General features: G+C 44.6%; 17 protein-coding genes and 1 tRNA gene. 13 read left to right on the forward strand and 5 right to left on the reverse strand.

Annotated elements, in window-relative coordinates; genetic code table 11:
- The first annotated feature begins 208 nt into the window (after positions 1 to 208).
- The 5 genes from FTO70_RS14785 to FTO70_RS14805 all read left to right on the forward strand — a co-directional run bounded on the left by FTO70_RS14785 (position 209) and on the right by FTO70_RS14805 (position 3,772).
- Positions 209 to 517, forward strand: a complete 309-nt coding sequence (locus FTO70_RS14785; RefSeq protein ID WP_255336535.1) for a hypothetical protein — start codon at positions 209 to 211, stop codon at positions 515 to 517.
- Positions 514 to 738: a hypothetical protein gene (locus FTO70_RS14790; RefSeq protein ID WP_255336536.1), complete on the forward strand. Its 225-nt coding sequence runs from the start codon at positions 514 to 516 to the stop codon at positions 736 to 738. The genes FTO70_RS14785 and FTO70_RS14790 overlap by 4 nt, the downstream gene beginning before the upstream one ends.
- Positions 738 to 941: a hypothetical protein gene (locus tag FTO70_RS14795; protein WP_255336537.1), complete on the forward strand. Its 204-nt coding sequence runs from the start codon at positions 738 to 740 to the stop codon at positions 939 to 941. Before FTO70_RS14790 ends, FTO70_RS14795 begins: the two co-directional genes overlap by 1 nt.
- 115 nt (positions 942 to 1,056) lie before the next feature.
- Positions 1,057 to 2,910 (forward strand): hypothetical protein, encoded by a 1,854-nt coding sequence (locus FTO70_RS14800; RefSeq protein WP_255336538.1) that lies wholly within the window; start codon positions 1,057 to 1,059, stop codon positions 2,908 to 2,910.
- A gap of 220 nt (positions 2,911 to 3,130) precedes the next feature.
- Positions 3,131 to 3,772, forward strand: a complete 642-nt coding sequence (locus FTO70_RS14805; RefSeq protein WP_255336539.1) for a hypothetical protein — start codon at positions 3,131 to 3,133, stop codon at positions 3,770 to 3,772.
- Positions 3,773 to 3,936: 164 nt separating this feature from the next.
- On the opposite strand, the gene FTO70_RS14810 is transcribed toward FTO70_RS14805, so the two are convergent.
- From FTO70_RS14810 to FTO70_RS14820, 3 genes are read right to left on the reverse strand one after another with little or no spacing between them, the layout of a single operon-like run.
- Positions 3,937 to 4,329, reverse strand: a complete 393-nt coding sequence (locus tag FTO70_RS14810; RefSeq protein ID WP_255336540.1) for a hypothetical protein — start codon at positions 4,327 to 4,329, stop codon at positions 3,937 to 3,939.
- Between the two features lies 1 nt (position 4,330).
- On the reverse strand, positions 4,331 to 4,582 hold the full coding sequence (locus FTO70_RS14815) for a hypothetical protein (RefSeq protein WP_255336541.1): 252 nt from the start codon (positions 4,580 to 4,582) through the stop codon (positions 4,331 to 4,333).
- 59 nt (positions 4,583 to 4,641) lie between these two features.
- Positions 4,642 to 4,791 carry a hypothetical protein gene (locus FTO70_RS14820; protein ID WP_255336542.1) on the reverse strand — a complete coding sequence of 50 codons (150 nt, stop codon included), beginning with the start codon at positions 4,789 to 4,791 and terminating at the stop codon, positions 4,642 to 4,644.
- A gap of 171 nt (positions 4,792 to 4,962) precedes the next feature.
- Between FTO70_RS14820 and FTO70_RS14825 the strand changes: the two genes are divergently transcribed.
- The 4 genes from FTO70_RS14825 to FTO70_RS14840 all read left to right on the forward strand — a co-directional run bounded on the left by FTO70_RS14825 (position 4,963) and on the right by FTO70_RS14840 (position 7,201).
- Positions 4,963 to 5,253, forward strand: coding sequence for a hypothetical protein (locus tag FTO70_RS14825; RefSeq protein ID WP_255336543.1), 291 nt, complete (start codon positions 4,963 to 4,965; stop codon positions 5,251 to 5,253).
- A 260-nt stretch (positions 5,254 to 5,513) separates the two neighbouring features.
- Positions 5,514 to 5,720 carry a hypothetical protein gene (locus FTO70_RS14830; RefSeq protein ID WP_255336544.1) on the forward strand — a complete coding sequence of 69 codons (207 nt, stop codon included), beginning with the start codon at positions 5,514 to 5,516 and terminating at the stop codon, positions 5,718 to 5,720.
- On the forward strand, positions 5,717 to 5,992 hold the full coding sequence (locus FTO70_RS14835) for a hypothetical protein (RefSeq protein ID WP_255336545.1): 276 nt from the start codon (positions 5,717 to 5,719) through the stop codon (positions 5,990 to 5,992). The genes FTO70_RS14830 and FTO70_RS14835 overlap by 4 nt, the downstream gene beginning before the upstream one ends.
- Positions 5,993 to 6,544: 552 nt before the next feature.
- Positions 6,545 to 7,201 (forward strand): sterile alpha motif-like domain-containing protein, encoded by a 657-nt coding sequence (locus FTO70_RS14840; protein WP_255336546.1) that lies wholly within the window; start codon positions 6,545 to 6,547, stop codon positions 7,199 to 7,201.
- Positions 7,202 to 7,925: 724 nt separating this feature from the next.
- On the opposite strand, the gene FTO70_RS14845 is transcribed toward FTO70_RS14840, so the two are convergent.
- Positions 7,926 to 8,008: transfer RNA gene (locus tag FTO70_RS14845), tRNA-Leu, on the reverse strand.
- Positions 8,009 to 8,406: 398 nt separating this feature from the next.
- A complete protein-coding gene (cutA, locus tag FTO70_RS14850) occupies positions 8,407 to 8,727 on the reverse strand; it encodes a divalent-cation tolerance protein CutA (protein ID WP_255336547.1) in 321 nt (106 codons plus the stop codon).
- 407 nt (positions 8,728 to 9,134) lie between these two features.
- Between cutA and FTO70_RS14855 the strand changes: the two genes are divergently transcribed.
- The 4 genes from FTO70_RS14855 (at position 9,135) to FTO70_RS14870 (ending at position 13,872) form a co-directional block, all read left to right on the forward strand.
- Entirely contained in the window at positions 9,135 to 10,952 is a 1,818-nt protein-coding gene (locus FTO70_RS14855) for a site-2 protease family protein (RefSeq protein WP_255336548.1), read from the forward strand.
- A 176-nt stretch (positions 10,953 to 11,128) separates the two neighbouring features.
- Positions 11,129 to 12,172 (forward strand): TrkA family potassium uptake protein, encoded by a 1,044-nt coding sequence (locus tag FTO70_RS14860; RefSeq protein ID WP_255336549.1) that lies wholly within the window; start codon positions 11,129 to 11,131, stop codon positions 12,170 to 12,172.
- A gap of 136 nt (positions 12,173 to 12,308) precedes the next feature.
- On the forward strand, positions 12,309 to 12,986 hold the full coding sequence (locus FTO70_RS14865) for a TrkA family potassium uptake protein (protein ID WP_255336550.1): 678 nt from the start codon (positions 12,309 to 12,311) through the stop codon (positions 12,984 to 12,986).
- Between the two features lie 175 nt (positions 12,987 to 13,161).
- Positions 13,162 to 13,872, forward strand: coding sequence for an RAD55 family ATPase (locus tag FTO70_RS14870; protein ID WP_255336551.1), 711 nt, complete (start codon positions 13,162 to 13,164; stop codon positions 13,870 to 13,872).
- Positions 13,873 to 13,875 lie beyond the last annotated feature (3 nt).

Consider the following 13,875-nt stretch of genomic DNA (forward strand, 5'->3'; position numbering starts at 1 on the left):
TCATAATGAAGAAGAAATAGAGTCAGAAATATTGAATATGGAGGATATTCACTGGAAGATACTGAGGCTCATGGGAGAGAAATATGAAAATATCTATCTCTAATTACGTTAACCTGCCGAAGGCAGGATAAAAGTAATCGGGGACTATATATAAATACAGCAATCGACGGATAAGAGCCGAGCAAATTTAAGTATCACGTGGGAAAACATGAACGGAAGAGCCGGAAACGATGATTTTGTTATCTCTAGAAATCGACTGTTAAGGGACATTGCCGATTTAGATGCAGAACTTAAAGATAGATTGAAAGGTAAGCGTTTTAGACCGCAGGAAGGCGATATGATAAAAATACAATATATAAAAACTCGCCTCGTGGCTATGCGTTTAATCAATGATGTGCTAAAGGAAATCGAGTTATCAGATCTGGAAAAGGAAGTAATAGAACTCCGGGAACTGATCCTTAAGCAGCAGCAGAACCCCGGGCAACCCTGGCACCCCGGGATAGAGGCGATACAGTGACCGCTACCCTATCACAGTTGAAAAGGGAGTTAATCGAACTCCGGAAGCTTGTGGACAGGCAGAACCCTGGAATAGACCCCATTATAATTTATGATCCCCTGAGAGGAAGCCCCGATTTAAGCGGGCTTCCTGATGCCGTGTATATCTGCCTTCCTGCTAAAGACGGGGAAACCCTGGGGATCTGGGAAGGCCCTTACCTTCTTGCTCAGGCGGTGGTGTGATGGCCACAGCAGCACAATTAAGGCGCGAAATAGAACAACTCAAACAGGCATACAAAGTGACCCGGGCAACCCTGGAACCCCTGATTAAAATATTCCATCATGACGAAGGGGAAGATAACACCCCTGAAATTGAAGAGTACCGCCGATCACATCCTGGAACCCGGATTCTAAACTTTATAGATGCAGATTGCGGAGAAGATTAAACCCTTTCCCCGATTCTCTTTTTTGTGAATACAAAAGTAAATAGACTATTAATAACATAATAGAAAGTAGTTGAAAACATAATTATTCTCTAAACTATAGAGGAAGTGCTAGATATTGGTAGAAGTCGGAAACATTAGAATAAAATTGGGGATAAACTCAACCCTAAATACTGACGTTTCAAAGGCAGGAGGGGCACTTGAAAAGCTCAGAGCGAATGCAAAAAAGACAACCTCGGACTTTAAGACCCTGAATGCTTCCCTTGTGGACACTTCAAAAAGCTTATCCCTCAAAATATCTGCCCCTATCCTGGCTTTGGGTGCAGTTATGACCAAAGGGGGCGAGGATATCGAAGACTACAGAACCGTGTTAACTAATTTGTACGGCGATGAAGTCCGGGCGGGGAAAGCCCTTTCCCAGCTCCAGCAGTTTAACGATAAAACCCCCTTTGAGCTTCCAGGGATCATGGACGCGGCGGTCAAATTACAAGCCTATGGAATAGCCTGGGAGGACACTCTAAGGACCGTAGGGGATGCCTCGGCGGGCATGGGGAAACCCCTGATGCAGGGAGTTGAAGCCCTGGCAGATGCACAAACGGGCGAATTTGAACGCATGAAAGAGTTTGGTATCAAAGCCGTTGAACTCACAAAGAGCAACGCGGAAGCCCTGGGCGCGTCTCTCGGAGATGTTGGAAGAACGGCTTTAACCTACACGGATAAGGCGGGAAATCAAACCCTGCAGGTAGTTGATAGAAATAACCGGGCCATGGTCCAAAGTACTATTCTGGCTATCTGGAATGAGAAGTACGCGGGTGCCATGGATCAGCTTTCACAAAACATGACCGGGATCTGGTCAAACATAAAGGACAACATCACGAAAGCTTCCCTTTCTGCCCTGGGATGGAATCAGCAACTCGGAAAATTCGGGGAAAATAGCGCATTTGAAAAGATAAAATCATTTGCCGCGAGTGTCAGGGACGTAACCGCGGGAATTGCCGGGATGGACGCCCGGATACTTCAGGCAGGCGCGGTCCTGGCAGGCTTGGCAGCCGTACTTATCCCCCTCCCATTTGTAGTGGCGGGACTTTCGGCAGCGTGGGGAGTGGCAGCCGGAGCAATGACAGCCACAATTATACCGGCACTTGGAGCAGTTATCCCCCTGCTTTCTACTGTGGGCTTACCCGTGATAGCCCTTGCAGGCGGGCTTTACATTTTAGAAAAGAAATTCGGGACGGTCACAACCGGAATAACGTTTTTTAAGGATACCCTAACCATAGGGCTTGATGTTGTGAAAAAGGCAGGTATAGTCATTAAGGATTATTTGGCGGAGAAACTGGAAAAGGTAAAGGAAACCATAGCAAAAGTTACCGAAGGATTTGCTTCATTATTTGAATTTCTGGAACCTCTGGGCGGCGACCTGGGCGGGAAAATTGGGGAAGCGTTGGATAATTGGCACGAAAAAGCCGAAGCCATACGGCAGGCCAATCAGGGAGTAACCGCAGGGATCAAGGAGCAAAAAAGCGCACTTGATACTCTTTACAGCACAACCCCCCCGGATGCAGCCGGAGCAGGTGGAACCGGTGGGAATATCCCAGATTACGCAGGGAAACGGGCTTCATATGAAATGATTATGGGAGTAGATGCAGCCAAAAACGCGGGTCTTGCCGGGTGGTATGGTTCAGCCGGGCAACCAACGACAACCACAGGAGCCGAGCAGACAGCCGTAACAATGGCAGCAGTGACCCCAGCAGCGCCTACGCAGGGGAAACAGGACAGCATAGAACTCGGGAAAATATCTGACATCCTAAAACAGATCACGGATAGAGTACAGGAAACAAAATTAGACATCGTGAAGACCCTCAAAGAGGAACCCCGAAAAATAGAAATCGAAACCACTGTAATAAATAATGTTGCCGATATAAAAGAACTTACTAGGAAAATAGAACAGGCGGGACGAACTAGTGTGATGTAATGGCGGGGGACTCTACGGAAAAGGCGAGATGGTATAAAACATGGTTTTTATACGATTAAGTGGAGAGTTTTGAAGAATTTAATAAAATACTCTTAGCAAATGGAACACCTAGAAAAAAATCGAAAAATTAAAGACACTTTGAAGAAATCACTTGAAATATCTATAAAAAATAAAAACGTTTGAAAGATTGAACTGTTATCATGACAGTGGGTGTGATTCTTTGGATCTAAAAATATCAAAAGTGATAAGTATTCTTTTAGTCATCACGCCAATTCTTTTCTTTTCCGGGTGTACCTCTTCGTCTGGCGATCAGAACGGCGCGTTGGCGGACCCCGAGAGTGCCGTAAATCAAACCGTGGAAGAATTAGAAAACGTGGAAGATGTCACAGAAGAACCGCTTGGTGTCCCTGAACTAAAAATAATGTCCGTAACACAGATTGATGGAAATCTAAACATCAAAGTCAAAAATGTTGGTAATGGTACTGCAAAGGATGTATATTGCGGTGTTATCGTACTCGACGGTGACTATGTAAAACCCAATCGTTTCGATGGGACGGCGGACAGTGGGATATATTTAAGCTATATCCCAGAAGACGAATATAACCTCGCCTATGTGTATGAAGCGGCAGTGATGGCGCTTGATTCCCCCACTCCCGTGTATGTGGATACACAGAATACCACAAATACCTACTACGGTGACCGAGCCTTGGTGATTAGGGGTGAAGTCCTCACAAAAGATTATCTTGGTGACGTCGCCCCAGGAGAACTAAAAGAAACTTCGATGGGGATTGTGAGTCCACACCACGCCATATTCGCTAAAATGGCATGGACAGACGACAAAAGCCAGATCGCCTTTTACTAAAGTTGAACTGCTCCGAACAACTTTAGTAAGTGAGTAAGCCTACAAAATTTATATATCATCAAATACATATATAGAAGTGCTGAAATCTAATGAGAGATGAGCAAAAAGTATATTTCCGGCTTTCCCTGGGGACCCCCCGGCAGTCCCTGGGGACCACTTCCAAATTACTGTTTTTCCATGGTGTAACCTTTTTCCTTGTTTACGCATAGTACATGTCGTTCATCTAGTTCAGCTTCTCTTGGGTCTCTACCTGCTTTTACAGCTTCTTCCTTGTCATATATTATTAAATCTCCTTTGAACATCGTCTTGCATATTGAGAAATTAGCTCGCTTGACGTCTTTGCTGTAGTATTTTTCGTATATGTGATCCTTTAACTTCACGGCATCCAACAACCATTTAAAAACTTCCATATCCCCTGGCGAGATAGAAGGGTACTTTTTACGAAGCAGCCCTTTTATTTCGGCGTTTATTTCTTCCTGTTCTTTTTGCAATTGTTCTGTATGTTCGATCAACTCTTTTATTCTTGCAACGTCTCTCTTTTCGGTTTTAGCTGACATCTTAATCTCTTTCCTGATCTGGCAGCCTGAACCCCCAAGCCTTGCCCTTTAATTCCCCTTCCAATTTACCTTCTTCTTTCAATTTTAGCAGCCGGGCCTTTGCAGTCTGAGAGCTACAGCCGAGGATATCTTTCACTTCATTAACTGAAACAGTGGCTTTCCTTAAGGCTTCTTCAACTGCGTTGATAAAATCCTCATCGCTCCATTCCTGCGCGAACCTGGCGCCATTCTCAGTTCTTTCCATATTGTCCATAAATAACCTGTTCTCTATTAAAAGTAATCTGTTAACAGCAATCAAAAAAAGAAAAAAGATTATTCGGAGACCGGAAAAAGAAAAGCTGAATCCACTTTGCAAATGTCCCCGTCATCGAATTTTACCAACGTTTCAAAAGTTCCCTCGGAAATCACGTTACCTTTTCCTCCTACGTTGCCGAACTTTACCCTTTCGCCTGATTTAAACATCCTTGAAACCTCTATTACTGTTATATGCTTACACATAACAGTATGTTACTAATAGTATTTAAACTTATATCTGTTATCTATTAATTAATAATAGATAATGATATATAGGATGAGGTATATACTGTTATTTGTGGAAGGGGGCTGAATCCCCCTGATACAGGAGGTGAAGACGTGGAAGAATTAGTCGGAAAAATTGAAGCCCTTGAAGCTGGAAACCTGTTTTTCCTCGGGCTGGATGTCTGCGGAGTCACAGCGGCGACCACTACGGAAGACCTGACGCAATTCAAGGCCATGGAAGAAGAAGGGAAGCTAAAAATCGAATGTGAAAGACCCGCAACACTTGCGGATTTATGGATGCTATATCCCGACGAAATGAAGGCGGAAACCGGGAAACCGGTACAGTGGAGTTTGACCCGGGAAACAGGAGAGCGACCTAAAAACAGAGCCCCGGCGGGCATGTAATCGAAGTAACGAGCGACCTTTTAAATTGGAGTTGACGCAGGGGAAAAACGGAAGAGCGACGAAAAACGGAAGCGACCACTTTTTTATTATTCCCTGGTGGGCGTTTTTGCCTTTCATAAAGGAAGTGTGAAAATGCTGTTTAGATGCGATTTAAAGCCCTTTTCGATTGGGAAAGGGGAATGTATGGCAGGCAGAAGAACGTCAAACTGTGGGGAAATTATGCAGCCCTGCGGGGAGTCTATGACATGTGAGGGGATAGCGTGAGGAAAGGAGCGCAAAAGCTCACACTCTCAAGAGCTCCGGACCTTCCGGGAGTCCTTGATGTTGTGGACGTGGAACCCTGTGGTATCTTTCTTTTAGGCGTGGAAGATCCCGGCTTCATCTATCCGGGAAGCTGGATAAGAGAAAGCGAAATAGACACGATTAAAGCCGGGATGCCCTGGCTTGCGGTGGAAGTGGTGGCATGAGCGCGGAGAAGTTCACAAGCCCCCTTATGATCCTTGAAAACGTGGACCTTGCGGCAATCGAAGCGGCGGCCCTGAAACACCTAGGCGAATGGTACCCACGTGGTTTACGGGGAACAGATGCCCCGAGCGGCATATGCTGCTCAATCCTGGAAACGGCTGGAGCGATTGATAGGGCAGAAGCTGCGGTCCTGGAGAAGTTCGGGGAAGAGATTAAGCCGGAAGATTACCCGGAAGCTGTCCGGCTTGCGCTTGCATATTTCAGAGGGCTTTAAGAGGTCCTCTACTTCTTTCTTATGTGTTTTTATATTTTACAAAGATTACTTAAAACTTTTTTTACCTATTTTTTAAGCCGCATGATACTGATTACTCAATTACTCAAGCGTTTTCGGAAAAGTTTTATTTTGAAAAGATGGGAAGTTTCCCTTCCTTTCTTCATCTGATTGGATCTCCTAGAAAGATCCATCTTCCTTTTTAACCTGGATCATCGTGCAGTTGTGGTCATGATCTCCGGGGAAAGTCCTGTTATCAAGTATATTCCTTGCACATTTCACAGGACGGGGAACTATACAGGATAAGGGCAACCCACGAGAAGCCTTAAGAAGCGAATTTAAAAGACCTATGAATCAAATCATAAGCATCCTTTGAAGAAAACCGTTTGTAGGGGAAATCTGAAAGCCTGCTTTTTTACAGTGAACTGATAAAATTTAAGCAGTAAAATGTATATAACAATGCTGAAAACATTTACTTTTGTTAAAAGGCGTGGATGTTGAGAACTATGAATATTCAGCCCTTGGGGACATTGACCTAAAACAGGAAAATTCACAGTGACTTTGAAAGAGGTAAGAAGAAGGTGGAAGCCGGTGAAAATTACAGTGTATAAAGATTGGATTAAGAAATTTGAAAATGAAAGTTCACCTATTGGAGACTTGGCCCGCGACATAATTCACGACAAAAATTTCCCTAAATCCAAAAGCAAGTCATACATATTGAGATATTTGTATAACAAACCTGCATGTAAGGACGCGATTGACACATTTACAAAATCTTGGGATTTATATAGAAAAGAAAACTGTGGGGAGGGGGGCGCAGACATGCCTTTATCACAAGCTCTTGAATTTATTAAAAAATGGAACCCTGAAACAGGGACAGTGTGCGATTTAGAAGGTCCTTATACAAGTGCATATATGAAGACCCGTAATCTTTGCAAAAAAGAGAATACTCCAGAAAATGAAGCCCTGCTAAGAAAAGTTGTGAAATATCGGAAGCACATCCCCAATCAAGGAGTGGCGGATTTAAATCGTCGCTTGTATCGGGAGGGAAATATTCTCCGTGCTAATAGAATAATTGCATCGGACCACCAGGGGTATTGTTTGTTACACAGAGCGATTGACGAGGACGGCAGACCTAAAAATACGCTGTTTCAAATTTACACTCTTAAAGAAGTTGAAAGAAGATTGGACAATCGGAGGAAAGCTGAGTGAATTGGTATCTCGCGGCAAAACTTTTTTTGCCATTTTTCAAGCCTCTTGATGACGATTACTTAAAACTTTAAGTAATCATTACTTAAAACTTTTCAGCCGCCCGTTACTGATTACTTAATTACTTAACCATTTTCCAGAAAGTTTTTTTTTGAAATTTTCTATAGGTTTTCACTTTTTCGGTCAATTTTTTAAGTAATCGATAGCATTAGCCGGTTTTTCACATAAGTAAGTTTTAAGTAATCAATATCAAGAGACGTTATCAAGTTTTAAGTAATTCCTTAGATTTTCTCTTTAATTTCTAAGTAATTGCCAACTCATAATAGAATTTGCAAGCGTGAAACCAAGTTTCTTTTTTTCGTACATAACCCCCCCCCCATCTAAAAAATTGTGAGAACGTTGCCCGAAATCCACTCAACTGTCTAAATTAAAAATTATTAAAAATTATGGTGTCACGTGCTGATTATGAGAAAATATTAAAGAAAAAATCAATCTAAAAATATCATATATACATATTAAAAGGAGTGGATATAGATATATATATATGTATATCTTACTTTATTATTAGTTAGTATAGGGGATTTTTGAAGATTATTAATTAATTCTTTTTCTCTCCCTATCATGAGAACTGTGATATAAGTTCATTTTCCCATTTGTGAACGATGATTTAGGAATGGTGTATCCTGCGGCAAATAAAAAAATTGAATCACACAATCGGGTTGTTTAGTGCGGGAGAAGGGATTCGAACCCCTGAACGCCTGCGCGATACGATCTTGAGTCGCACACCGTTGACCGCTTGGTTACTCCCGCATGTTGTTGAATTTCTTTTTTTGTCTAAATAATATCTAGTCTTCCTGATTATATCTTGAGTCTGCCACCGTTGACCGCTTGGTTACTCCCGCGCTTATGAAAACAATATGGTAAGGATGGAACTAACATATAAAGGTAATCCTGTGGACACTTAATTCGAGAGCTTTTTTCCTTTTTTGCAGGTTCTCCGAGGAGAAAACGGAGTTTCTCCTTAATTCACTTCCGCAATATTCTTTCTTAACTTTGTTCTTTACTACTTTTCCTTACTACTTTTCCTTACTACTTTTCCTTACTACTTTTCCTTACTACTTTTCCTTACTACTTTTCCTTACTACTTTTCCTTACTACTTTTCCTTACTGTTCTTCCCGTTTTTAGCCGAAATTTCTTCACCCTTAGCTTATGGGGCCTCTTCTCCCGAACTGTTTACCTGCACCCAGTCAAGGTACTCCGGCTCACCTTCGATTTCCCAGAACTCTATGGCAGGCAGTTCGTAAGTATGAAGAGCCTTTACAACTTTGCATATCTCCTCGAAGCGTGAGATGTCGGTTTTCACGATCATGGCGATTTCGTTTCCTTCCTCGATCTTTCCTTCCCACATGTAGACAGAGGAAATCGGGAACATGTTCACGCAGGCTGCGAGTCTTTTTGAGACCAATTCCCTTGCAATTTCAGATGCGTTCTTCATATCTCCGGCTGTTATGTATACGATCCCAAGCATTCGACAGAAACCCTCCATAATAAATTGTCAGGTGATGTTAACAGACAGTTCATATCAAAAATATTGATTGGAAACAATTTTTAACCAGTAAGCCTCATTTACTCTGTAATAGAATGGCGCGAATTATAAAAAAGGACGTCGATTCTAAAAAATAATCTGAATAGGGCTGAGCGTTTATATCTATAATTACATATGGATTTTTATATAATTATCATGTATTAATTTACAGGCCCCTGTTAATAATGAAGCCGCCAGTACTGTATCAAGGTCTGGCCTATAACATAATATAATAAAACGGTTTGATATAACATTAAATTGTACGGCATTAATGAACGCTACCTTTTTAAGACAGCAGCATTCATCTCAACATTCAAAATCAGTCAGCTGAATATTTTCGGAGAATTTCCTTGAGTGGCACAAGCATTGCATTGGGCATTTTTTTACTGTACTGGTTCCTCGTCTCCATTCTCGATAGGCGGGGTATTCTGGAAAAGTATAATATAAGCACTTTCGGTCCTTTTCCCATCCTGATGATCAGGACCACAAAAGGGCTCAAACTGCTGGACATCCTGGCCCGCCCGCGGTTCTACTGGCGGGTTTTTGCAAACCTCGGGATCTGGCTTATGTTCGCGGGCATGATCGCCATGTTCCTGATTATTGTCCTCTCGGACATTGCGATGTACACTTCTTTCCTGAACAACAATGTTCCCGAACCCAGCAGGTACAACGCCCCAAGGAACATCCTGCTGATCCCCGGCTTAAACGAGTTCATACCCTTTACCTGGGGAGTAATCGCCCTCATAGTGACCCTGGTCGTGCATGAGTTTTCCCATGCGATCCTCTGCAGGGTAGAAGGTGTCCGGGTCAAGTCAATGGGTATACTGCTCGCGCTTGTCCCCATAGGAGGCTTTGCGGAACCTGACGATGAACAGCTCTTCGGAAAGAAGGAAAGAGCAGTAGAAAAAGAAGAAGAGCCTCCCCTTACCGCCACCATCGAGGAAATTGAAGAATGGGAGCGGGAAGAAAAACAAAGGACAGAGCTGCAAAGGACAGAGCCGAAGGCTCTTAAAGTTGAGGAAGAAGCAGGGCCTGTAAAAACCGCAACACGGAACCAGAGGGCCAGGATCCTGGCAGCCGGGGTTATGGCCAATTTCTTTGTTGCCTTTGTTGCCTTCCTGCTTTTCTTCGGGCCGGTGCTCGGGGCAATTGCCCCCCTGAGCGATGCCATGGTTGTCGGTGTAAGCGAAAATTCTCCGGCCGGCCTTGCCGGGATCCAGGAGAACATGGTCATCATACAGATAGATGACACGAACATTACAAACGCAATGGAGGTCCTTTCATACCTGGAGACCGTAAAACCCGGGGATACGGTGAGTATCCATGCGCTTCAGGACGGAGTTGCCTCGGTACATGAAGTAGAAACAGTGTCCCTTCCCGAAGGCTACATTAGCGGCGTGCTCGTGGGCGGGGTTGTACCGGAAAGCCCGGCTGAGGCTGCAGGTTTCGAGCCCGGGATGGTCATGCTCCGTATCGATGGCAGGGAAATGCACAGCGCAGCTGATTTCGTTGAATACATGGAAAGCACCCGGGCAAACCAGACAGTGAAAGTGGAGCTCCAGCCTTCTGAAAATTATTCCGGCACCCTTACGGAGAACGGCACGGTTGTCCTTGATGTAAAGCTGGCCCCGCATTACTCAGGAAGCGGACAGGGTTTCCTTGGGGTAAGCTATGGGCAAAACGGAGTTGTGGAATGCCCGAAGCTTGGTGTTTCCCTCTGGATGCCCCAGTCAAAGTTTTATCTTGATGCCCTGAAGCAGATCCCTTCCATGCTTACGAACATAGCAGGCTGGCTGATCCTGCTCGGGCTTCCGATCTATGGGTTTGCAGGAGAAGGTTTCCGTGGCTTTTCCGGGACCATAGCCCAGTTCTACCAGCCCGTGGGCTGGGCCGAACCCCTGGGAGTCGGGATCTTCTGGATTGCAAATTCCCTGCTATGGATAGGCTGGCTGAACTTCTACGTGGGGCTCTTCAACTGCCTGCCTGCCGTACCCCTGGACGGGGGGCACGTTTTCAAGGACTATACCTATTCCCTGGTATACCGGTTTACCAGAAACGAAGCAGTCTCTGCAAAGGTCTCGAATTCAATTTCGGCAAGCTTTTCAATGCTGATATTGCTTTCGTTTATCTTCATGATCTTCGGGCCTTTCGTAGGGCAGTGGGTTTAAAGGAGAGGGCCTGTTAAGGTACGCCATTGAGAAAGGGTATACGGTAAGAACGGGATACAGTAAGCGGGATAAAGTAAGAACGGGTATAAGATATTATTATAAGATATTCCCGCTTACTATATAAGAAAAAATAAGGGGATAAAAAACCAGGGGATAAAAAACCAGGGGATGTAGAGATGTTGTCCTACCTTTCAAGAAAACCCGGCGGCAGGGCAAAGTTCCGTAGAATTATGCACAGGAGGCCCCATGCAGCATACAGGTTTGCGACTTTGCTCATGGTCCTCATCTACATCCTCCTCTTTGAGTACCTGATGATCTGGGAAAACCAGCCCGAAAATGCAAACGCGATCACGGCTATTTACTGGGCCACCTCCACCATTGCAACGGTGGGCTACGGGGATGTTGTCTTTCATTCCCAGATCGGAAGGCTTTTTTCAGTGATCGTGCAGGTGGTCGGGATCATCATGATTTCGGGTTTTCTGCTGTCCTATATCGTAATGCCCTGGATGGACAGGACGATCAAGTTCAGGATGCCCCGGAAGGCTCCTTCGGGCATGAAAGAACACATTATCATCTGCGGGTATAACCAGCTGGTAGAAACTCTTATCGACGAGCTGGCCGAGCAGGAGATCATGTTCGTAATCGTTGATGATGATGTGGAACTGGTCAGGGAACTTGTGTATAAGGACATCCCCTGCATTTCGGGAAATCCCAGCGATAAACAGACCCTTATTAATGCCAGCGTCGATAAAGCCCGGCTCCTTATTGCAAACAAGTCCGATGAAAGAAACGCAAACATCGTGCTTACGGCCCGCGAGTTTGCCCACCTGAGTATCATAGCCATAGTCGAGGACCGTTCCAATTCCAAATACCTCAAATACGCAGGCGCCGATACTGTTGTTTCCCCAAAATCCATGTTCGGGCAGTTCATCGGGAGAAAAGCCATGGACAGGCTAGTAAGCAGGGTTACGGGGGCTACGGAAATCTTTGAAGGGGTCCACATAACCGAGTTTCCCATCTACCTCAAAAGCCCCCTGATAGGCAAGACCTTAAGGGAGGTCTCCAGCCAGCACGTGACCGGCGCCCGGATCGTGGGTATCTGGAAAAGCGGAAGCCTCTCCTTTGACCCTAAAGAAGACGACGTAATCCGGGGAAATTCCGTCCTGCTGGCAGTGGGCACCCCTGAACAGCTTTCCAAGCTGAAGAAATTGACCCATTAATCTGATCCATTAATTTCGAAGTCATGAAAATAAACAGAAACTGCATAAACCGAAACTGAATACAGAGAATGCATAAGTTATTCAAAAAGGATCTGCACTAAGAAATCCGGAAAAATTCGGGACTCGGGAGAGGAAAATGGAAACAAAGGGGCATCTGGTCGTACTCGGATATGGGGATGTAGGGAAAAGTATAGTAAAAGTGCTCAGAGAATGGCCTTTTCGCTTTGTTGTTGTGGACTCGGAAGAAAGGGTTTTCGAATCTGTGGACTTCGAGCACATCGTAGGCAACGGTGCGGATGAGGAGGTACTTATCGCCTCCGGGGTAAAGACCGCTTCCTTTATTTTTGTGGCCCTTAATGACGACACTAATGTCATTTTTGCGACCCTTATCGCAAGGAGCCTGAACCCGGAGTCCACCATTGTGGCCAGGGCTAACTCCGTAAAGTCCATTGACAAGATTTACAAGGCCGGGGCGGATTATGTAGGTTCCCTTTCCATCGTGGCAGGCCAGATGCTGGCCAAAATGACTGCAAACTGTGTGGGGAAATCCTGCAGGATCGATGAAGATATCATGCTCTACGAAGGCATAGAGATCGAAAAACACCGCGTGGAAAAAGGTTCGTCCCTGGACAGGAAATCGATTGGGGACCTGGACCTTGAAAACAAAATCGGGTGCACCGTTATAGCCCTTGAGCGCAGAGGGCTTGTGATGACCGACATCACAAAAAAGACAATAATCCGGGAGGGAGACGTGATTGCTGTTGTCGGGAGCAATAAACAGGTCTCCGAGTTTAAGGAAGAGTACCTTAAATGATCTTCTGGTTTTGAGGAATGAATATATCTGCTTTAAAGATGTAAATGAAAACAGATCAACATTCAAAAAATGTATTACTTTCAGGATATAATGTCTTAAAAATATAATATTTGACAGATACTATGTTCTAAAAATACTATGTTCTAAAAATATGATATTTTAACGATGTGATAAAATGGAAAGCTTACCTACCGGGATAGAAGGGCTGGACGTGCTGACAGATGGCGGGTATCCGAAAGGAAAAAGCATAATGATAACAGGCCCGCCTGGTTCGGGAAAAACGATACTGGGGCTTCACTTCCTGCACAGGAATTGTGTGGAGGGCAGGAAATGCATGATGGTCCTGACCAGGGAACTCACAGAGGACGTCATAAGTCAGTCCAGAAGCCTTGGCATCGATCTGGAACCTTTCCTGAAGAACGGACAGCTTGGTATCAGGAATATCTTCGAGGACAAGATAAACAAGCTTAAAAGTGTCTCAAAATTTGGAAAGGGATTATGTGCCGTGGATATGGACATCATCGAATACCTGACCTCCATGTCCTCCGAAGTCGATGTGGTCGTCATTGACAATATCGGCGTGATGGCTATTGATCACGATATAAGGGAATTTGCTGACCAGTTCAGTTCCATCAGCATCATCCTCATGAAAAACGGTTGCACGAGCCTTTTCATTATGGATGAGGATTCCTACGAGCTGACCCACAGGCTTACAGGGTATATGGTTTTCGGGCTGATCAGGCTTACGGTGCAGGAAAACCTCAGTGCGGGAAGGACCAGGCAGTACCTCTACATTGAAAAAATGAGGAATAAGCCACTTCCGGTTAAGTATTCCCTTTTTGACATTACCCCTGAAGGGATAAGAATCATAAATGGCATGAGGTGAGTG

It is taken from the genome of Methanosarcina sp. KYL-1 (assembly GCF_024372725.1).
In the GTDB taxonomy this organism is placed as follows: Archaea; Halobacteriota; Methanosarcinia; order Methanosarcinales; family Methanosarcinaceae; genus Methanosarcina.

What these genes read in the sequence shown, in the direction of transcription:
- FTO70_RS14785 (WP_255336535.1), top strand. Translation starts at nt 209, where the DNA reads ATGAACGGAAGAGCCGGAAACGATGATTTTGTTATCTCTAGAAATCGA.
- FTO70_RS14795 (WP_255336537.1), top strand. Translation starts at nt 738, where the DNA reads ATGGCCACAGCAGCACAATTAAGGCGCGAAATAGAACAACTCAAACAG.
- FTO70_RS14810 (WP_255336540.1), bottom strand. Translation starts at nt 4,329, where the DNA reads ATGTCAGCTAAAACCGAAAAGAGAGACGTTGCAAGAATAAAAGAGTTG.
- FTO70_RS14815 (WP_255336541.1), bottom strand. Translation starts at nt 4,582, where the DNA reads ATGGACAATATGGAAAGAACTGAGAATGGCGCCAGGTTCGCGCAGGAA.
- FTO70_RS14820 (WP_255336542.1), bottom strand. Translation starts at nt 4,791, where the DNA reads ATGTTTAAATCAGGCGAAAGGGTAAAGTTCGGCAACGTAGGAGGAAAA.
- FTO70_RS14835 (WP_255336545.1), top strand. Translation starts at nt 5,717, where the DNA reads ATGAGCGCGGAGAAGTTCACAAGCCCCCTTATGATCCTTGAAAACGTG.
- cutA (WP_255336547.1), bottom strand. Translation starts at nt 8,727, where the DNA reads ATGCTTGGGATCGTATACATAACAGCCGGAGATATGAAGAACGCATCT.
- FTO70_RS14860 (WP_255336549.1), top strand. Translation starts at nt 11,129, where the DNA reads ATGTTGTCCTACCTTTCAAGAAAACCCGGCGGCAGGGCAAAGTTCCGT.
- FTO70_RS14865 (WP_255336550.1), top strand. Translation starts at nt 12,309, where the DNA reads ATGGAAACAAAGGGGCATCTGGTCGTACTCGGATATGGGGATGTAGGG.
- FTO70_RS14870 (WP_255336551.1), top strand. Translation starts at nt 13,162, where the DNA reads ATGGAAAGCTTACCTACCGGGATAGAAGGGCTGGACGTGCTGACAGAT.